This window comes from Phytobacter palmae (assembly GCF_039409775.1).
Lineage (GTDB): Bacteria > Pseudomonadota > Gammaproteobacteria > Enterobacterales > Enterobacteriaceae > Phytobacter > Phytobacter palmae.
Map to the genome: position 1 here is coordinate 1 of NZ_JBCIVJ010000018.1, position 19,625 is coordinate 19,625.

16 protein-coding genes are annotated in these 19,625 nt (G+C 52.6%); 2 read left to right on the top strand and 14 right to left on the bottom strand.

The window, feature by feature from the left end:
* Positions 1 to 36: 36 nt before the first annotated feature.
* The 14 genes from nuoN to lrhA all read right to left on the bottom strand — a co-directional run bounded on the left by nuoN (position 37) and on the right by lrhA (position 16,736).
* Complete coding sequence (gene nuoN, locus AAIG39_RS19390) at positions 37 to 1,494, bottom strand: NADH-quinone oxidoreductase subunit NuoN (protein WP_343194529.1); 1,458 nt, start codon at positions 1,492 to 1,494, stop codon at positions 37 to 39.
* Positions 1,495 to 1,501: 7 nt separating this feature from the next.
* Positions 1,502 to 3,031 carry an NADH-quinone oxidoreductase subunit M gene (gene nuoM, locus AAIG39_RS19395; protein ID WP_090085264.1) on the bottom strand — a complete coding sequence of 510 codons (1,530 nt, stop codon included), beginning with the start codon at positions 3,029 to 3,031 and terminating at the stop codon, positions 1,502 to 1,504.
* Between the two features lie 292 nt (positions 3,032 to 3,323).
* The gene (gene nuoL / locus AAIG39_RS19400) at positions 3,324 to 5,165 is read right to left on the bottom strand and encodes an NADH-quinone oxidoreductase subunit L (protein WP_090085262.1); all 1,842 of its coding nucleotides are present in this window, start codon (positions 5,163 to 5,165) and stop codon (positions 3,324 to 3,326) included.
* Positions 5,162 to 5,464, bottom strand: coding sequence for an NADH-quinone oxidoreductase subunit NuoK (gene nuoK / locus AAIG39_RS19405; RefSeq protein ID WP_004388260.1), 303 nt, complete (start codon positions 5,462 to 5,464; stop codon positions 5,162 to 5,164). The genes nuoL and nuoK overlap by 4 nt, the downstream gene beginning before the upstream one ends.
* A complete protein-coding gene (nuoJ, locus tag AAIG39_RS19410) occupies positions 5,461 to 6,015 on the bottom strand; it encodes an NADH-quinone oxidoreductase subunit J (RefSeq protein WP_090085260.1) in 555 nt (184 codons plus the stop codon). Before nuoJ ends, nuoK begins: the two co-directional genes overlap by 4 nt.
* Before the next feature lie 11 nt (positions 6,016 to 6,026).
* Complete coding sequence (gene nuoI / locus AAIG39_RS19415) at positions 6,027 to 6,569, bottom strand: NADH-quinone oxidoreductase subunit NuoI (RefSeq protein WP_039079885.1); 543 nt, start codon at positions 6,567 to 6,569, stop codon at positions 6,027 to 6,029.
* A gap of 14 nt (positions 6,570 to 6,583) precedes the next feature.
* Entirely contained in the window at positions 6,584 to 7,561 is a 978-nt protein-coding gene (nuoH, locus tag AAIG39_RS19420) for an NADH-quinone oxidoreductase subunit NuoH (protein ID WP_090085258.1), read from the bottom strand.
* Positions 7,558 to 10,284, bottom strand: coding sequence for an NADH-quinone oxidoreductase subunit NuoG (nuoG, locus tag AAIG39_RS19425; protein WP_090085257.1), 2,727 nt, complete (start codon positions 10,282 to 10,284; stop codon positions 7,558 to 7,560). Before nuoG ends, nuoH begins: the two co-directional genes overlap by 4 nt.
* 28 nt (positions 10,285 to 10,312) lie before the next feature.
* Entirely contained in the window at positions 10,313 to 11,650 is a 1,338-nt protein-coding gene (gene nuoF, locus AAIG39_RS19430) for an NADH-quinone oxidoreductase subunit NuoF (RefSeq protein WP_343194530.1), read from the bottom strand.
* On the bottom strand, positions 11,647 to 12,147 hold the full coding sequence (gene nuoE, locus AAIG39_RS19435) for an NADH-quinone oxidoreductase subunit NuoE (RefSeq protein ID WP_039079881.1): 501 nt from the start codon (positions 12,145 to 12,147) through the stop codon (positions 11,647 to 11,649). The genes nuoF and nuoE overlap by 4 nt, the downstream gene beginning before the upstream one ends.
* A 2-nt stretch (positions 12,148 to 12,149) precedes the next feature.
* Positions 12,150 to 13,961, bottom strand: coding sequence for an NADH-quinone oxidoreductase subunit C/D (gene nuoC / locus AAIG39_RS19440; protein ID WP_090085253.1), 1,812 nt, complete (start codon positions 13,959 to 13,961; stop codon positions 12,150 to 12,152).
* Between the two features lie 89 nt (positions 13,962 to 14,050).
* Entirely contained in the window at positions 14,051 to 14,713 is a 663-nt protein-coding gene (gene nuoB, locus AAIG39_RS19445; protein WP_039079880.1) for an NADH-quinone oxidoreductase subunit NuoB, read from the bottom strand.
* Positions 14,714 to 14,728: 15 nt separating this feature from the next.
* Positions 14,729 to 15,172 (bottom strand): NADH-quinone oxidoreductase subunit NuoA, encoded by a 444-nt coding sequence (gene nuoA / locus AAIG39_RS19450; protein ID WP_090085251.1) that lies wholly within the window; start codon positions 15,170 to 15,172, stop codon positions 14,729 to 14,731.
* 625 nt (positions 15,173 to 15,797) lie between these two features.
* Positions 15,798 to 16,736, bottom strand: a complete 939-nt coding sequence (lrhA, locus tag AAIG39_RS19455) for a transcriptional regulator LrhA (RefSeq protein ID WP_249569241.1) — start codon at positions 16,734 to 16,736, stop codon at positions 15,798 to 15,800.
* 949 nt (positions 16,737 to 17,685) lie between these two features.
* On the opposite strand from lrhA, the gene alaA reads away from it, so the two are divergent.
* Both alaA and yfbR read left to right on the top strand, forming a co-directional pair.
* Positions 17,686 to 18,900, top strand: coding sequence for an alanine transaminase AlaA (gene alaA, locus AAIG39_RS19460; RefSeq protein WP_090085245.1), 1,215 nt, complete (start codon positions 17,686 to 17,688; stop codon positions 18,898 to 18,900).
* Between the two features lie 80 nt (positions 18,901 to 18,980).
* Positions 18,981 to 19,580: a 5'-deoxynucleotidase gene (yfbR, locus tag AAIG39_RS19465; protein ID WP_047369450.1), complete on the top strand. Its 600-nt coding sequence runs from the start codon at positions 18,981 to 18,983 to the stop codon at positions 19,578 to 19,580.
* Positions 19,581 to 19,625 lie beyond the last annotated feature (45 nt).

The following is a 19,625-nucleotide window of genomic DNA, read 5'->3' on the forward strand; positions in this document are numbered from 1 at the left end:
CCGCCGATTCGGCGGTTTTTTATTAGCGGTAAGGCCTTACATAAGCGGCCTTGCCAGTTGTACCAGCGAAATCAGCGGCTGCGGGTAGATACCAAGCAGCAGTACGAGTAGTGCAGAGATCAGTACCACAACACCACCGGCGCTGTACTGCCAGTTACTCGGTGCATCACGGTTAAGCTGTTGCGGCGCGCTCAGGTAGAGACTCACCGCCACACGCAGGTAGTAGTAAAGACCAATTGCAGAGCCCAGAACCACGGCTGCCGTCAACCACCACAGGTGTGCCTGTACACCCACGGCCAGTACGTAGAACTTACCGATAAAGCCCAGCGTCATTGGAATACCTGCCAGCGATAGCATCATCACCGTCATTACCGCTGACAGAATCGGACGATGCCAGAACAAGCCGCGATAGGAGAACAGGGATTCTGCATCCGGACCGCGATACGGGCTCGACATCAGGCTCACCACGCCGAACGCGCCGAGGCTGCTGAACAGATAACCGGCCAGATAGACACCTACTGTTTCCATCGACATCTCACCGCTTTGCAGTGCAATCAGCGCTACCAGCAGATAACCCAGATGGGAAATGGAAGAGTAACCAAGCAGACGTTTAATATTGGTCTGGCTCAGCGCCATCAGGTTACCGAAGATAATAGAAACGAAAGCGATCAGACCCAGTACGACACGGATGGCTTCGCTTTGGCCTACCGGTGCGTACAGGAACAGACGCATCACGACGCCAAAGATAGCAATCTTGCTTGCCGTCGCCAGGAAGGTCGAAACCGGCGCTGGCGCCCCCTGATAAACGTCCGGCGTCCACAGGTGGAACGGCACCAGAGACAGTTTAAAACCAAGACCAACAATCATCAGCCCCAGACCGGTCAGCAGCAGCGGTTCATGCAGCACATCCCCGGTAATGCTCTTGCCCAGCGCGACGAAAGACAGATTGCCGGACTGTGCGTAAACCAGCGCCATACCGAACAGCAGAAAAGAAGAGGCTGCGGCAGACAGGATGGTGTACTTGATACTGGCTTCCAGCGAACGTTTTTGACGAAAAGCGTAACCAATCAGCCCGAACAGCGGTAAAGAGATAAGCTCGATACCAAGGAACAGTGCGGCCATATGGTTGGCGTTCGCCAGCAGAATTCCGCCCAGTGCAGCTATCAGCACCAGTAAATAGAACTCTTCTTTGTTGTCGTTGTAGCCTTCAAGCCAGGGGTATGCAAACGTACAGGTGGCAAGGCTCGCCAGTAGCACCAGGCCGGTATACAGCATGGCGTAACCGTCGACGCGCATTAATGGCGTCACGTCCATCGCGCCCGCCTGGCCAACAAACCAGAGCGACAGCAGAGCGACGTTCAGACCAATAACCGATAGCGTGGCATTGAAGAAATGGTTGCGTCGCCACGCAATGGAGAGCATCACAACCACCACCGTCAATCCGACGATCAGCAGCGGCAGCAGCGCAATCAGGTGTTGTGTGGTTAAAGTCATAAGCGCTTTACGGCCTTGTAGTAGAAACTGAATTAACAAACCACTGCTGGATATTACTCATCGCGGAATGCGAGGTATCCAGAATCGGCTGCGGATAGAAGCCAAGCAGTACCAGAAGTACAACCAGCGACAAAATCATCAACAGCTCGCGCAGTGACATCCCTGGTAACGCTTTACTGGCCAGCTCGCTTTTTGCTTTACCGAAGTAAGCGCGATGCAGCATCGCCAGTGAGTAAACAGACGCGAACACCAGACCAAAGGTCGAAATAACGGTAATCACCGGAACGACCTGGTAGCTGCCGAACAAAATCATAAATTCGCCGACGAAGTTACCGGTGCCAGGCATACCCAGGGTGGCAACCGCGAAGAACATCGATAAGGCTGGCAACCATTTAATTTTGCCCCACAAACCGCCCATCATACGCATATCACGGGTATGCAGACGTTCGTACAGCTGGCCGCACAGGATGAAGAGGCCGGCGGCAGAAAGACCGTGGGCAATCATCTGAATAACCGCGCCCTGATAGGCCAGTTGGCTGCCGGTGTAGATGGCAATCAGCACGAAGCCCATATGCGAAACGGAGGTATAGGCGATCAGACGTTTGATATCGTACTGCGAGAAGGCCATCCACGCGCCGTAGAAAATACCAATTACACCCAGCCACATGGCAATCGGCGCAAACTCGGCAGAAGCGTTCGGGAACAGTGGCAGTGCGAAACGCAGCAGACCATAGGCCGCGGTTTTCAGCAAGATGCCTGCCAGGTCAACGGAACCTGCCGTCGGTGCCTGGGAGTGCGCATCCGGCAGCCAGCCATGCAACGGAACAACCGGCATTTTTACTGCAAACGCGATAAAGAAGCCCAGCATCAGCAGGTATTCAACGCCAGCAGACATCGGGGTTTTCAGCAGGTCTTCATAGTTGAAAGTCCAGACGCCTGTCGCGTTATGATGCACCAGTACCAGCGCCAGAATCGCAATCAACATCACCAGACCACTTGCCTGGGTATAAATGAAGAATTTGGTCGCTGCGGTGATACGCGTCTTCCCGTCGGAGGCTTTGTGGCCCCAGAGAGCGATCAGGAAGTACATCGGCACCAGCATCATTTCCCAGAAGAAGAAGAACAGGAACATGTCGATGGCCAGGAACACGCCGATGACGCCACCCAGGATCCACATCAGGTTCAGGTGGAAAAAGCCCTGATATTTTTCGATTTCACGCCAGGAACAAAGTACCGCCAGTACGCCGAGGAAACCGGTCAGCACCACCATCAGCAGAGACAAACCGTCGAGCGCTAAATGGATATTGATGCCAAAACGCGGGATCCATGGGAGTAAAAACTCCGATTGCCACTGCGGAATGCCAGCGGATTGCGTCAGTGAATAGCCGCCCTGCAACCAGAGTTGCAGGCCAAGCGCCAGCGTGAGTCCCATGGTTATCAGCGCTATCCAGCGCGGCACACGTACGCCGAAGCGTTCGGTCTGCCAGCACAGGAAGCCACCGATGAAGGGAATTAGTATTAGCCAGGGTAGTAACATGGCGATTTTTATTCCTTGTTAAAGTCCGGTTCAGGCTCTCTTGCTCGTCATAGCGAACTCCGGCTGTGCTCACAATCTTCACGTACTTTATACGCTCCGGTTGTTGCGCGCAGGCGGTGCCTACTTTGACTTCGCCGATAATGCCTGTCCTTACGGACCGATTTTCAACGAATTCTCACAACAGAAAATTCAATTCAGTTTGAGGCTTGTTATGCCGGGTGACGCCAACGCTTACCCGACCTACGGTGTCGTAGACCCGGCTGTCACACCGGGTAACACAACGCTCTCAAACTCAACGCAATACCATCAGCAATGCCAGAATCACCACTGCGCCAATGCTCATAGATGCCACATACCAGCGCAGGTATCCGTTCTCGCTGAACAGCAGGCCACGGCCAGCGAAGCGGGAAAGGATTGCCGGAATGTTCATCAGTGCATTGAGCGGATCGCTCTTAAGCAGCCAGGCCACGCCGAGGAACGGTTTAACGAACACGCGATCGTATAACCAGTCGAAGCCCCACGCGTTAAACCACCACGTACCGAAGAAACGACCCGCCGCACTGTTCGCGACAGCGTTGACCAGGCTGCGTTTACCCAACCACAGCCAGGCTGCCAGCAGGATACCGACGATAGCAACTGCGCCCGAAGCCACTTCCAGCATGACCACGCTACCGTGTTCAAGCTCTGTGGTTTCCGGCAGTACGCCATGCAGCGGCGGAACAATCATCGCGCCGACAAACGTGGACAGTACCAGCAGCACAATCAGCGGCAGATGATGGGTAATCCCCTTCCCTGCATGCGCATGAATTTGTTCTTTGCCATGGAAGACGATGAAAATCATACGGAACGTATACAGCGAGGTCATAAACGCGCCGACAAGGCCCGCAACCATCAGGTTGATATGACCGTTCGCCACGGCACCCGCAAGAATTTCGTCCTTACTAAAGAAGCCCGCCGTCACAATCGGTAATGCTGACAGCGCCGCACCACCGACAAGGAAACAGGCATAAACCAGCGGAATAGACTTACGCAAACCGCCCATTTTGAAAATGTTCTGCTCGTGATGGCAGGCCAGGATCACCGAACCCGACGAGAGGAACAGCAGCGCTTTAAAGAATGCGTGCGTCATCAGATGGAAAATCGCCGCATCCCACGCCTGCACGCCCAATGCCAGGAACATATAACCAATCTGGCTCATGGTGGAGTAAGCGAGAACGCGTTTGATGTCGGTCTGTACCAGCGCAGCAAAACCCGCCAGCAGTAAGGTTACTGCCCCGACAATCCCAACCAGATGCAGAATTTCCGGCGTTAACAGGAACAGGCCATGCGTGCGCGCAATCAGGTAAACACCCGCAGTCACCATCGTTGCGGCGTGGATCAGTGCGGAGACAGGCGTTGGGCCTGCCATCGCATCAGCCAGCCACGTTTGCAACGGCAACTGCGCCGATTTACCGACCGCACCACCCAGCAGCATCAGTGTCGCCCATTGCAGCATGGTGCTGCCGTTGGCGAAGTGCTGTGGTGCCAGTTCAACCATTTCGCGGAAGTTCAGCGTGCCCAGTTCGTTATAAAGAATGAACAGCGCAAAGGCGAGGAAGACGTCACCCACGCGGGTTACGACAAACGCTTTCATTGCAGCTGCGCCATTCTTCGGATCGGTGTAGTAGAAACCGATCAGCAGATAAGAACACAGACCCACGCCTTCCCAGCCCAGATACATCAACAGCAGGTTATCCGCCAGCACCAGAATCACCATGCTCGCGATAAACAGGTTGGTGTAGGCGAAGAAGCGGGAGTAACCCTCTTCACCGCGCATATACCAGGAGGCGAACATATGGATCAGGAAGCCAACCCCGGTGACCACAGAGAGCATGGTCAGCGACAGACCATCCAGCACCAGACTAAAGCTGATGTTGAAGTTGCCAACAGACATCCAGGTCCACAGCGGTTGGGTGAACCCCTGATGACCGTTATTGATGAAATCCAGTCCGACAATCGCCGTTACCAGCGCAGATAAGCCGATAGAGCCGATACCCACGGTGGCAGACAGATTTTCCGACCAGCGCCCGCGAGAAAAAGAGAGCAGCAAAAAGCCAATCAGAGGAAAAATAATGGTTAAGGCGAGCATGTTCATCCACGCATCTCACTTACTGAATCGATATTCAGATTCTGACGGCGACGATGGAGTTGCAGCAGCAACGCCAGGCCAATACTCGCTTCGGCAGCCGCGAGGCTAATGGCGAGGATGTACATTATCTGACCGTCAGTCTGCCCCCAGTAGCTGCCTGCCACCACAAAAGCCAGCGCAGCGGCATTGATCATGATCTCAAGCCCGATCAGCATAAACAGCAGGTTGCGACGAATAACCAGACCCGTTAAGCCCAGCACGAATAATATCGCCGCGAGGATCAGTCCATGTTGTAAAGGGATCATGCGCGCTCCTCCGTTTTTCTTTTCGCGCGATCGTCCGCCCGATTGCTCAGCACTTCACCCATGCGATCTTCACGACCAACATGGAAGGCGACCACCAGGCCTGCCAGCAGCAGCATAGAAGCCAGCTCAACCGCCAGCACATATGCGCCAAACAGGTCCTTGCCCACCGCTTTCGCGCTGATCGGCGTACCATCAATACCCTGATCGTTAACGCCAGTAATGGCATAGACAACCACGCCCAGCAGCACGGCAGACAACAGCGCCGGACCAACCCAGACTTGCGGTCTCAGCCACTGGCGCTCCTGTTCGATTTCGCTGCCGCCCAGATTGAGCATCATCACCACAAACACAAACAGCACCATAATGGCGCCCGCGTAAACGATGATTTCCAGCGCACCGGCAAAATAGGCGCCAAGTGAGAAGAAGACACCTGCAATCGCCAGCAGCGACACGATCAGGTACAGCAACGCATGCACCGGATTAGTATGGGTAATAACCCGTAGTGTCGCGAGGATGGCTACCAGGCCACAGATATAAAAAGCGAACTCCATTGCCCCTCTCCTTACGGTAACAGGCTCTTGACGTCGATAGGTTTGGCTTCGTTCTGCGCCTCGCCTTTATCTTTCCCGTCGATTGCCATACCTGCCATCCGGTAGAAGTTATATTCCGGATATTTACCCGGACCGGAGATCAGCAGATCCTCTTTTTCGTACACCAGATCCTGGCGCTTGTACTCACCCAGTTCGAAGTCTGGGGTCAGCTGGATTGCAGTCGTTGGGCACGCCTCTTCACACAGACCGCAGAAAATGCAGCGAGAGAAGTTAATACGGAAGAATTCCGGATACCAGCGGCCATCTACCGTCTCTGCTTTTTGCAGAGAGATACAGCCTACCGGACACGCAACCGCACACAGGTTACAGGCTACGCAACGCTCAGCGCCGTCCGGGTCACGCGTCAATACGATGCGACCACGATAGCGCGGCGGCAAATACACCGGTTCTTCCGGGTACATCCTGGTTTCGCGTTTTGCAAACGCATGCAGGCCGATCATCCAGATACTGCGCACCTGGGTGCCGAAGCCCACGAGTAATTCTTTTAAAGTCATGGTCTTTTCACCCCTTATTGCGCTTGCCAGAGAATGACAGCCGCCGTACCCAACAGATTGAGAAGCGTCAGCGGCAGACATATTTTCCAGCCGAAGGACATTACCTGGTCATAACGCGGACGGGGTAACGCTGCGCGAATCAAAATGAACATCATCATAAAGAACGCAGTTTTAATCGCGAACCAGATGAATGGCGGTAAGAACGGGCCATGCCAGCCACCGAAGAACAACGTCACCATCAGTGCAGAGATGGTCACGATACCGATGTATTCCCCCACAAAGAACAGGCCGAACTTCATACCGGAATATTCAATGTGGTAACCATCGGCCAGTTCCTGCTCGGCTTCTGGCTGGTCAAACGGATGACGGTGACACACCGCCACGCCCGCGATAGCAAAGGTAATAAAACCAAAGAACTGCGGAATAACGTTCCAGATATGAGCCTGGTTGTTGACGATGTCGGTCATGTTGAATGAACCCGCCTGCGCCACCACGCCCATCAGCGAAAGGCCAAGAAACACTTCGTAGCTCAGCGTCTGCGCAGAAGCACGCATCGCACCGAGCAGGGAGTATTTGTTGTTACTCGACCAGCCAGCGAACAGCACCGCGTAGACCGCCAGACCTGCCATCATCAGGAAGAACAAAATCCCGATGTTCAGATCAGCCACCACCCAGCCCGGACTCACCGGAACAATGGCGAAGGCCAACAGCAGAGAGGTAAAAGCGATCATCGGCGCGAGGGTGAAGATAACCCGGTCAGTAAATTTCGGGATCCAGTCCTCTTTAAAGAACATCTTGATCATGTCCGCGACAATCTGGAGTGAACCACCCCAGCCTACGCGGTTCGGTCCGTAGCGATTCTGGAACAGACCGAGCAGACGACGTTCGCCAAAACTCATGAGCGCGCCGCAGGTGACCACAACCAGCAGGATCACGACAGCCTTGATGATACCTAACAGAATGTCGATAACATCCGGTGTTAACCAACTCATGCTTGCGCCTCCTGCAGATTTTCAAGACGTGCTCCGGCCAGTACCGGCGCAATGCCCGGCATGCCCATCGGCAGCCCTACCTGCCCTGCCGTCAGCCCTTCGGAAAGCTGCAACGGCAGGCTGATAGTCTGACCGTCGTAACTGAACGAAATATACGCGCCCGCATTCACCCCCAACTTCGCAGCATCTGCCGGGTTGAGTTTGATATACGGCTCCGGCATACGGCTCTGGAAGACCGGAGAACGCTGAGACAGTTCATCACTGCCGAACAGATGGTAGTAAGGCGCAATTCGCCACTGGCCGTCCTGCGGTGTAAAGCCTGCCGGAACGGAAGTGAAGTAATCCAGGCCGGTAGCGGAGGCTTCAATCAGACGCACGCCCGGATCGCCGTGGCGCAGTGAACCGCCTACCTCAGCCTGGAACTTGTTCCATGCCTGCGGGGAGTTCCAGCCCGGTGCCCATGCGAACGGAATTTGTGAACGCGGTGCGGACGGCTGGTTGTTCCCTTCCATTGAGAAGGCGAACATGGTGTCTTTATCCTGCGGCTGGCGAGGTTCGTGAACACTGATATTGGCGCGCATTGCCGTACGACCACTGTAGCGGTGCGGCTCACGTGCCAGTTTCTGACCACGGATACGGAAGCTGGCATCCGGTGCGGCGTCTTTGATACCGGCGAACTGCGGCATTTTTTCAACTACAGCATCGATAACATGGTCAAGCTGCGTCCAGTCCACTTCCCGGCTCTGTACGGTGCTGTGCAGTGAGTGCAGCCAGCGCCAGCTTTCCAGCATAATTGTCTTGCTGTCGTAATAGGCCGGGTCATACACCTGGAAGAAGCGCTGGGCGCGTCCTTCGTTGTTGATAACCGTACCGTCGCTTTCCGCGAAGCTTGCCGCAGACAGCACCAGATGCGCATGGTCCATAATCGCCGTACGCTGATGATCAATAACCAGCACCAGCGGCGCTTTATCCAGCGCAGCATTCACACGGCTGGCAGCAGCATGACGATGCAGATCGTTTTCCAGCACGATGACTGCATCCGCAGCACCGGTTTCCAGTTCAGTCAGTGCGTCATCCAGCGAACCACCACCCATCAGACCCAGACCGACGCTGTTGGTCGAACGGGCAATCATGGTGATACCGACATCGGCACCGCGGCCTTTGAGCGCTTTCGCCACGTTAGCAGCGGCCTGAATTACAGCCGTGCTGCCTGTGTTGGTGCCAGAAATGATCAGCGGTTTTTTCGCGCCTGCCAGTGCCTGAACGATAACATCAACCTTGCCACGCAGATCGTTGCTCAAACCACCGACCGCTGGAGAAGCCTCATCCAGCGCATGGGCAATCGCAAAGCCTAAACGGGCCTGATCTTCTACCGGTGCGCGGTAAGTCCAAGCGGCGATATCGTCCAGACGGGTATCGTCAACGTTGGTGACAAACAATGGGTGTTTGGCGCGCTGACCAATGTTCAGGATCGCTGCAATCTGCCAGTCAGCTACTTTCTGCGCCGCTGCCATTTCACGTGCTTTCCCTTTCACTGCCTGACGGACCGCCAGTGCGACACGTGCGCCAGTCTGGGTAATGTCTTCCCCCAGCACCAGCACCGCATCATAAGATTCAATCTCGCGCAGCGCCGGGGTATGAATACCACCTTCACGCAGCACTTTAAGCATTAACTGCAGACGTTCCTGCTCGCCACTGGCGATACCGGTATAGAAGTTTTCTGCCCCTACCAGCTCACGCAGCGCAAAGTTGCTTTCAACACTGGCACGCGGGGAGCCAATACCGATCACTTTCTTCGACTGGCGCAGAATATCTGCCGCGCCCTGCATCGCCTGCTCGGCGTTGAGGGTGATAAGATCATCACCACGGCGCTGAACCGGCTGACGCGGACGGTCTTTCAGGTTCACATAGCCATAGCCAAAACGACCACGGTCACAGAGGAAGTAGTGGTTAACGGTCCCGTTATAACGGTTTTCGATACGACGCAGTTCACCGTAACGTTCACCCGGGCTGGTATTACAGCCCAGCGAGCATTGCTGGCAGATACTTGGAGCAAACTGCATATCCCACTTACGGTTGTAACGCTCGGAGTGGGTTTTATCGGTGAAGACGCCGGTCGGGCAGATTTCCACCAGGTTCCCGGAAAATTCGCTTTCAAGCGTGCCATCTTCCGGACGACCAAAGTAGACGTTGTCATGTGCGCCATAGACGCCAAGATCTGCGCCGTCTGCGTAGTCTTTGTAGTAACGCACGCAACGATAGCAAGCGATGCAGCGGTTCATTTCATGAGAGATGAACGGCCCCAGGTCCTGGTTGCGATGAGTACGTTTGGTGAAACGGTAGCGACGGAAGCTATGTCCCGTCATCACGGTCATATCCTGCAGGTGGCAGTTACCGCCCTCTTCACAAACCGGACAGTCGTGCGGGTGGTTGGTCATCAGCCACTCGACAACGCTTTCACGGAACTGCTTCGCTTCTTCATCGTCGATAGAAATAAAAGTGCCATCGGACGCCGGGGTCATACAGGACATAACCAGGCGACCACGCGTGTCTTCCGCGTTTTGATATTGCTTCACCGCACACTGGCGGCACGCACCCACGCTGCCCAGCGCCGGATGCCAGCAAAAATAAGGAATATCAAGGCCCATAGAGAGGCATGCCTGTAACAGGTTGTCCGCTCCGTTAACCTCGTATTCTTTGCCGTCTACATGAATCGTAGCCATTAGCGTGCTTCCAAATTAGAAATTTAACTCACCAGCGCGTTTTAAGCAGGTTCGGCTGAATCCCGTGAATAGCCTGGGTATTGCTGAACTGTTGCTTAATGCCTGCCTCGAATTCTTCGCGGAAGTATTTAATTGCGCTCTGCAGCGGCTCTACCGCACCTGGCGCATGCGCACAGAAGGTTTTACCCGGTCCGAGGAAACGACACAGTTGCTCAAGTGTCTCGATATCCCCGGGCTGGCCCTCGCCACGCTCTAATGCGCGCAGAATTTTCACGCTCCACGGCAAACCGTCACGGCAAGGCGTACACCAACCGCAGGACTCACGGGCGAAAAACTCTTCCAGGTTGCGCACCAGCGAAACCATGCCAATTTCGTGGTCCACCGCCATTGCCAGCGCCGTACCCAGGCGGCTACCCGCTTTACCAATGCTTTCGAATTCCATCGGCAGATCCAGATGCGCTTCGGTCAGGAAGTCCGTACCGGCTCCGCCCGGCTGCCAGGCTTTGAATTTCAGGCCATCACGCATGCCGCCCGCGTAATCCTCAAGGATCTCGCGAGCAGTGGTGCCAAACGGCAACTCCCACAGACCCGGATTTTTCACGCGACCGGAGAAACCCATCAGTTTGGTGCCAGCGTCTTTGCTCTTCGAAATATTCTGGTACCACTCCACGCCGTTAGCGAGGATCGCCGGGACGTTACACAGGGTTTCAACGTTATTAACACAGGTCGGTTTTCCCCATACGCCGGAACTCGCCGGGAACGGCGGCTTGGAGCGAGGGTTGGCGCGGCGACCTTCGAGGGAGTTAATCAGCGCAGTCTCTTCACCGCAGATATAACGCCCTGCCCCGGTATGCACGAACAGTTCGAAATCGAACCCGCTGCCGAGAATATTTTTGCCAAGCAGTCCTGCTTCGGTCGCTTCGGCAATCGCACGGCGCAAATGCACCGCCGCTTCAATATATTCACCGCGCAAGAAGATGTAGCCACGGTACGCTTTCAGCGCAAACGCGGAAATGAGCATGCCTTCAACCAGCAGGTGCGGCAGTTGCTCCATCAATAAACGGTCTTTGTAGGTACCCGGTTCCATTTCATCGGCGTTACACAGCAGGTAACGGAAATTCATGGATTCGTCTTTCGGCATCAGGCTCCACTTCAGACCCGTGGAGAAGCCAGCGCCGCCACGACCTTTCAGACCTGAGTCTTTGACCTCATTTACGATGTCATCCGGCGCCATACCGGTCAGCGCACGACGCGCACCGGCATACCCGTTTTTGCTTTGATATTCATCCAGCCACACGGGCTGCTTATCATCACGCAGACGCCAGGTCAGCGGATGCGTTTCGGGAGTACGGATAACGTTTTTCATTTATACCGCTCCAGTAATTCGGGAATGCCTTCCGGGGTCAGATGCGCATGAGTATCCTCATCAATCATCATGTTCGGCCCCTTATCGCAGTTACCCAGGCAGCAGGTTGGCAACAGCGTAAAGCGACCATCGAAGGTGGTCTGGCCCGGTTTGATTTTCAGATGGCTTTCAATAGCAGACTGAATACCCTGATAACCAGTGATATGGCATACCACGCTGTCGCAGTAGCGGATCACATGACGGCCTACCGGCTGGCGGAAGATTTGGCTATAGAATGTCGCCACACCTTCCACATCGCTCGCCGGGATACCCAGCACATCAGCGATGGCATAAATCGCACCGTCCGGCACCCAGCCACGCTGTTTCTGAACGATTTTCAGCGCTTCAATGGACGCAGCACGCGGATCTTCGTAGTGGTGCATCTCGTGCTCAATGGCTTCACGCTCTGCCGCACTCAGCTCAAAAGCCTCGGTTTCTGGTAATTGATTCTCGTGCATAATTAGCGGTCCACATCTGACATAACAAAATCAATACTACCCAGATACACAATCAGGTCAGAGACCAGACTGCCCCGGATGGCGGACGGGATCTGTTGCAGGTGCGCAAAGCTTGGCGTACGTACGCGAGTACGGTAGCTCATGGTGCTGCCATCACTGGTCAGGTAGTAACTGTTAATACCCTTGGTCGCTTCAATCATCTGGAAGGACTCCTGCGCCGGCATAACCGGGCCCCAGGAAACCTGCAGGAAGTGGGTGATCAGGGTTTCGATATGCTGCAGCGTGCGCTCTTTCGGCGGCGGCGTTGTCAGCGGGTGATCCGCTTTGAACGGGCCTTCCGGCATATTGTTGAGGCACTGCTCAAGGATGCGCAGACTCTGGCGCAGCTCTTCCACTTTCAGCATCACGCGGGTATAGCAGTCGGAAATGCCGCCGCCAACCGGGACTTCGAAGTCGAAGTTTTCATAGCCGGAGTAAGGGCGCGCCTTACGCACGTCGAAGTCAATCCCTGTCGCACGCAGGCCTGCGCCCGTGGTGCCCCACTCCAGCGCTTCTTTCGCGCCATAAGCAGCCACACCCTGAGAACGACCTTTCAGAATGGTGTTACGCAGCGCGGCTTTCTCGTAGGAGGCAAGGCGCTTCGGCATCCAGTCGAGGAATTCACGCAGCAGACGATCCCAGCCACGCGGCAGATCGTGTGCCACACCACCGATACGGAACCAGGCCGGGTGCATACGGAAACCCGTTATCGCTTCCACCAGATCGTAGATTTTCTGACGATCGGTAAAGGCGAAGAAGACCGGGGTCATCGCGCCAACGTCCTGAATAAACGTCGAGATGTACAGCAGATGGCTGTTGATACGGAACAGTTCGGAGAGCATCACGCGAATCACATTCACGCGATCCGGCACGGTAATACCGGCCAGTTTTTCCACCGCCAGCACGTATGGCATTTCATTAACGCAACCACCGAGGTACTCAATACGGTCGGTATACGGAATGTAACTATGCCAGGACTGACGCTCGCCCATCTTCTCGGCACCACGGTGGTGGTAACCGATATCCGGCACACAGTCGACGATCTCTTCGCCATCAAGCTGGAGGATAATACGGAATGCACCGTGCGCAGACGGGTGGTTCGGACCGAGGTTGAGGAACATGAAGTCCTCATTGTCGGTACCGCGCTTCATGCCCCAGTCTTCCGGTTTAAACTTCAGCGATTCCATCTCCAGATCCTGTTTCGCTTTCGTCAGCTCAAACGGATCGAATTCGGTCGCACGCGCCGGATAATCTTTACGCAGCGGGTGGCCTGTCCACGTCTGCGGCATCATAATGCGCGTCAGGTGCGGGTGGCCTTCGATATCAATACCGAACATTTCCCAGGTTTCGCGCTCATACCAGTTCGCGTTCGGGAAAAGTTTGGTGAAAGTCGGTACACGCAGATCGTTTTCAGATAACGCCACCTTGAGCATGATATCGCGATTGCGTTCAATGGAAATCAGGTGATAGAAAACGGAAAAATCCGCGGCAGGCAGACCTGCGCGGTGTGTACGTAGACGTTCGTCCATGCCGTGTAAATCAAACAGCATGACGTATGGTTTAGGCAGTTTCTTGAGGAAATCGCCTACTTCCAGTAACTGTTCGCGCTTCACCCAAACAACGGGCACCCCGGTGCGGGTAGCCTGAACGGTAAAGGCATCCGGCCCAAAACGGTTGCGCAACTCACCAATGACCGGATCATCAAGGTGATCCCGGGTCTGCCATGTGGCTTCTTTGGCTTCTTGCGCAGTTAAGTCAGTCATATTGTTCACCATTGCAAAAGGTCCGTGGTGACTGTCAGGTAAGGCTCCGCGTTAGTTGATTATTAAAATGCGAAGTGTTTGCCGTTACCTACAGGCGCAAATTAAATCTCGTCAGGTGTACGCAGATTCGTGACGGCAATACGTTCGCCGCGTTTACGCTCGCGCTCTGATTGCATATTGGCGCGATACACGCCTTGATCGCCTACAACCCACGACAGCGGGCGGCGTTCTTTACCAATGGATTCCTGCAACAGCATCAGGGCCTGCATATAGGCTTCCGGACGCGGCGGGCAGCCGGGGATGTATACATCCACCGGGATGAATTTATCAACGCCCTGGACTACGGAATAGATATCATACATTCCGCCGGAATTGGCGCATGCGCCCATGGAAATGACCCATTTTGGCTCAAGCATCTGGTCATACAGACGCTGGATAACCGGCGCCATTTTGGTGAACGGCGTGCCCGCGATAACCATCAGGTCGGCCTGACGCGGTGAAGCACGCAACACCTCAGCCCCGAAACGCGCAACGTCATGCACCGCAGTGAATGACGTCACCATCTCAACGTAGCAGCAGGAGAGGCCAAAGTTATAAGGCCAGATTGAATTTTTACGGCCCCAGTTAACCAGGTCATGGAGTTTGCCCATGAACACCGTTTTATTCACTTCCTGCTCCAGAGGGTCGGTTACGATCTCCTGTTTTTGCAGGGGGTAACGGTCGTTCTCACCGTTGGGATCTATGCGGGTGAGCGTATAATCCATCTTATTGCCTCGCGGTTAGCGTTGACGATTAGTGTAGCTGTCGGTTTCCGGATTGAGTCGTTCGCGACGTGAACGCTCAGGCGTCCAGTCCAGCGCACCGATTCGCACCAGGTAAACAAGACCTGCCAGCAGCACTAAAATGAAAATTGCGGCTTCGACAAAACCAACCCAACCACTCTCACGAATGGAGGTTGACCATGCATATAAATAGAGCGCTTCAACGTCGAAGATGACGAAGAACATGGCCACCAGGTAGAACTTGGCAGACAAACGAAGGCGAGCTGAGCCTACCGAATCGATACCGGACTCGAACGGGACGTTTTTGTGTCTTGCACGCGCCCGACCACCGAGGAACCGGCCGCCGACCAGCATCAGGCAGCACAGGCCAATAGCGACAATAAGAAAGATAGCGAATGCCCAATGATGAGCGATGATTTCAGTGGATGTTGACATACGCATTGCTTAACTCAAAAGGTAGCGCTTAATACCTCTGCTCTTCCCGGCAGATGGCGCCACATCGATTCATGGGGAGGAATAAAACCACACGTTCAGTGCGAATTTGACAAAGTCGGTCAAACGATGTGGGTTTTTACTCCTTTCTATAACCTTTTGTCAACTTTAACAAAAGTTTCCTCACATTAGTTTACATCGACAGCAATTCATTAACATTTAATGCCGTTTTCTTCTGCAACCTCAAAAAAAGCCCGTAAACAATCAGGGTGTTGAATCGTGTCCGTTGTGAAGTTTAACAAATATTACCCTCTTATTTTGACAGGATTTTGCCTGGATTCCTCCCCCTCTATGGGAGTATTTTCTTGATCTGAGACACGCTTTTGTTAATTCATTCCTAAAAAAGGCAACAAAATAGCTAGTTTTTTAACATGAATGTCCATTACCAAAAACTATAGAACAAAAGAGATGATATGACAGGAGGGATAATTAAATAATTGATTCATTTAATTATTTATTGACTTTTTACAACAAATAGCACCAATTTGTGCAAAAAACAAACCGATGACAGCTTTTTTGCTGCCAGCGGCCTGTTTTCACACTTACATTTTGTTACCAGTTTTTGGGACCAGTGTTACCCAAAATCTCCTTCAATCACCAGAGAATCCCCTCCCCCTTCGGTAGCACTACTGCCGTAATGCCATGGATTCTGATAGTGCTCCATTGCCTCGAAAATCACCTGCGCAAGTTCATTTTGGCTAAGCGGATTATAGCAAAGAAGATATTCCGTCTCAGGCAGCAGAGGTAAGCCATCAGATTTACCTAACACCCTTAAATCAGGACTCATCATCTCTACTGGCCTTGCAGTGATGCCAAGTCCGGCTTTAACTGCCGCTTTTACCGCTGAAAGGGTGGACGCCACATAGGCAATACGCCAGGGAATATTCGCTCCATTAAGCGTATTAATCACAATATCGCGGAAGGGGCTTGGTTCGTCTAACAGAACCAATGGCACTGCCTCACCTTTTTGCAACACAAACTCCGCAGAGCAGTACCAGTGCGTGGGTGAAGTCCGCAGTGTCAGGCAATTGAATTCACCTGGCCGGTTAGTAGTCACAACAAGATCGACATCATCTTCTTTCAGCCTGTCCCCGGCAAAGGGGTTGCGTTTGACACGCACATCCAATGCGAGTTTTGGATAAACAGAACTAATACGATTAAGCAGGAATGGCAAAATAGTGTCGGCAGATTCATCCGAAGCGCCGATCGTTAATGCCCCCTGTAAATTGCTAAACATTAGCGATGTACATGCTTCATCATTGAAACGTAAGATCTTTCTTGCATAGCCCAGTAACTGAATGCCGTGCTCAGTTAACAGCTTATTTCGACCATGACGGGCAAAAAGCTCCTTTCCTACTAACTGCTCCAGTCTTTGCATTTGCTGACTTACCGCTGACTGGGTGCGACAAACTGCGGCAGCTGCCGCAGCGAACGTGTTCAAATCAGCGACCGCAACAAAGGTTCTCAGCAGATCGAGGTCGAGATTCAGTATCGGACGATTTGCATTTATCATATTTTTTCACTTACGGGTTCCTCACTCGGAGTTACCCGGGTTTATGCTGTGCGCGTAAGATTTAAGCAATTCCCTTTTTAATGTGCATCCAGCAGAGTTATCACCCTGGTCAACTTGACAAAAAGTTCAGGTGTTTATAGGTCACAGTCTGGAGCAAGACAAACTCAACATCTTTATTCTGCATACTCCCTTCCCTATTGAATATATAAACCATGCGAATACTTGTTAATCCTTTTAAGGAAAAAACATTTTTTGCAACATTCTTAGCCGTACATGGCGAGCACGTCATATACAGCCAATTCATATGGCTGACCGGGAGTAGAAAAACGAGTAATAACAGCAAACTAATAATAACAAATAGTCCACACAGAAAGCATGGCTTTCCTGACAGAACCATTTCCGGGCATCATTTTAACCTAAAACCATTATATTTATAAGCATTATTGCGATTAATCTGATCGCCAAAAATCATCTCGCGAACGATTTAGTTTTATTAATATTAAAAAATTTTGGCCTTTCCATTCGCAATATTAAATAAACGTGAAAAATGAATCACCTTATGTATTAATAATACTTAACATTATCTTCACAGATTAGCTGTTTCTCAGACGGTGTGTTACTTTAAAATTTATCACTCTCTTTGAATTGAGAATGATTATGAGACGAAATCATTCTTCTTCATTGCCACCCACACTACATAACCTTTCTTTTTTAGCAGAAAAATCGACAAAAATCAGCGTAAGAAGAACCATAAACCACAAACAATATCTTTAACACTGATATGTAGAGATTTAACCAATAATGGTAGTTTAAAAAACGTTAATTGTGATGCGGTTAAGGCAAAATCTTGTTCTGCGCACCCTTCAAAACCTGCGCTCGTGGGAGTACATTGTTCGGTGCTGACTTCCACGGCAGGAAGTGGCACTCACAGCTAAAAGGTCAAAGATTCATGTCCTCCATCGAAAAATCCAGCAAATTAGATAACGTCTGTTATGACATACGCGGGCCGGTTCTCAAAGAGGCGAAACGCCTGGAAGAAGAAGGCAACAAAGTTCTTAAACTAAACATCGGCAACCCGGCGCCTTTTGGCTTTGACGCACCAGATGAAATTCTGGTCGACGTCATTCGAAATCTGCCAACCGCGCAAGGTTATTCTGACTCAAAAGGGTTGTACTCAGCGCGTAAAGCCATCATGCAGCACTATCAGGCACGTGGCATGCGCGATGTTACCGTCGAAGATATCTATATCGGTAATGGCGTTTCAGAGCTGATCGTACAATCAATGCAGGCCCTGTTGAACAGCGGTGATGAAATGCTGGTCCCGGCGCCGGACTATCCTTTGTGGACAGCGGCAGTGTCGCTCTCAAGCGGCAAAGCCGTGCACTATCTGTGTGATGAATCCTCTGACTGGTTCCCGGATCTCGATGATATTCGTGCGAAAATCACGCCACGCACGCGTGGGATCGTCATCATCAACCCGAACAACCCCACCGGTGCGGTCTATTCGAAAGAGCTGTTGATGGAGATTGTTGAGATAGCGCGTCAGCATAATCTCATTATTTTCGCCGACGAGATCTACGACAAAATCCTTTATGACGATGCCGAACACCATTCTATTGCAGCGATGGCGCCGGACGTGTTTACCATTACCTTTAACGGCCTTTCCAAGACCTACCGCGTTGCAGGGTTCCGTCAAGGCTGGATGGTGCTGAGCGGACCGCAAAAGCACGCCAAAGGTTATATCGAAGGGCTGGAAATGCTGGCCTCCATGCGTCTTTGCGCTAACGTCCCTGCACAACATGCGATTCAGACCGCACTCGGTGGCTACCAGAGTATTAGCGAGTTTATCGTACCGGGCGGACGCCTTTACGAACAACGTAATCGCGCGTGGGAGCTGATTAATGACATTCCTGGCGTGTCCTGTGTCAAGCCGAAGGGAGCGCTATATATGTTCCCGAAAATTGACGCTAAGCGCTTCAATATTCATGACGATCAGAAAATGGTGCTTGATTTCCTGTTACAGGAGAAAGTTCTTCTCGTTCAAGGAACTGCTTTCAACTGGCCGTGGCCGGATCATGTGCGCATCGTCACGCTGCCGCGCCTGGATGATTTGGAAATGTCGATCACTCGCTTTGGTCGCTTCTTGTCCGGTTATCACCAATAATCGCATGGGGGGAGGATTTGCATCTTCCCCCACTCTCTGCGCACAATGGCTCACCGTCGCAGTTTCAGACAAGGTTAACTATGAGCCAAAGCCATTTCTTCGCGCACCTGTCCCGTCTCAAATTAATCAACCGTTGGCCGCTGATGCGCAATGTGCGTACCGAGAATGTCTCCGAACACAGTCTGCAGGTCGCCATGGTGGCGCATGCACTGGCAGCGATTAAAAATCGCAAATTCGGTGGTCAGGTTAATGCGGAGCGAATCGCGCTGTTAGCGATGTATCATGATGCCTCGGAAGTATTGACCGGTGATTTACCCACCCCGGTAAAATACTTCAATTCACAAATCGCCCAGGAATATAAAGCCATTGAAAAAATTGCCCAGCAGAAGCTGGTCGAAATGGTTCCGGAAGAACTACGCGATATATTCTCTGCGCTGATCGATGAACATTATTACAGTGCTGATGAAAAATTGATCGTTAAACAGGCAGATGCGCTCTGTGCATATCTAAAGTGTCTGGAAGAACTGTCTGCCGGAAATAATGAATTTATGCTGGCAAAATCGCGGCTGGAGAAAACCCTGGATGCCCGTCGCAGTCCGGAAATGGATTACTTCATGCAAGTTTTTGTCCCCAGTTTCCATTTATCGCTGGACGAAATAAGCCAGGATTCCCCGCTTTAATACGCCTCTTTCCATTTCCGGTGTCACCCACCGTCTGAAAACGTT

Coding starts and splice junctions, on each gene's coding strand:
- nuoA (WP_090085251.1), bottom strand. CDS start 15,172: ATGCGTATGTCAACATCCACTGAAATCATCGCTCATCATTGGGCATTC.
- nuoG (WP_090085257.1), bottom strand. CDS start 10,284: ATGGCTACGATTCATGTAGACGGCAAAGAATACGAGGTTAACGGAGCG.
- nuoN (WP_343194529.1), bottom strand. CDS start 1,494: ATGACTTTAACCACACAACACCTGATTGCGCTGCTGCCGCTGCTGATC.
- alaA (WP_090085245.1), top strand. CDS start 17,686: ATGTCCTCCATCGAAAAATCCAGCAAATTAGATAACGTCTGTTATGAC.
- nuoB (WP_039079880.1), bottom strand. CDS start 14,713: ATGGATTATACGCTCACCCGCATAGATCCCAACGGTGAGAACGACCGT.
- nuoC (WP_090085253.1), bottom strand. CDS start 13,961: ATGGTGAACAATATGACTGACTTAACTGCGCAAGAAGCCAAAGAAGCC.
- nuoF (WP_343194530.1), bottom strand. CDS start 11,650: ATGAAAAACGTTATCCGTACTCCCGAAACGCATCCGCTGACCTGGCGT.
- nuoH (WP_090085258.1), bottom strand. CDS start 7,561: ATGAGTTGGTTAACACCGGATGTTATCGACATTCTGTTAGGTATCATC.
- nuoJ (WP_090085260.1), bottom strand. CDS start 6,015: ATGGAGTTCGCTTTTTATATCTGTGGCCTGGTAGCCATCCTCGCGACA.
- nuoM (WP_090085264.1), bottom strand. CDS start 3,031: ATGTTACTACCCTGGCTAATACTAATTCCCTTCATCGGTGGCTTCCTG.
- yfbR (WP_047369450.1), top strand. CDS start 18,981: ATGAGCCAAAGCCATTTCTTCGCGCACCTGTCCCGTCTCAAATTAATC.
- nuoL (WP_090085262.1), bottom strand. CDS start 5,165: ATGAACATGCTCGCCTTAACCATTATTTTTCCTCTGATTGGCTTTTTG.
- nuoI (WP_039079885.1), bottom strand. CDS start 6,569: ATGACTTTAAAAGAATTACTCGTGGGCTTCGGCACCCAGGTGCGCAGT.
- nuoE (WP_039079881.1), bottom strand. CDS start 12,147: ATGCACGAGAATCAATTACCAGAAACCGAGGCTTTTGAGCTGAGTGCG.
- nuoK (WP_004388260.1), bottom strand. CDS start 5,464: ATGATCCCTTTACAACATGGACTGATCCTCGCGGCGATATTATTCGTG.
- lrhA (WP_249569241.1), bottom strand. CDS start 16,736: ATGATAAATGCAAATCGTCCGATACTGAATCTCGACCTCGATCTGCTG.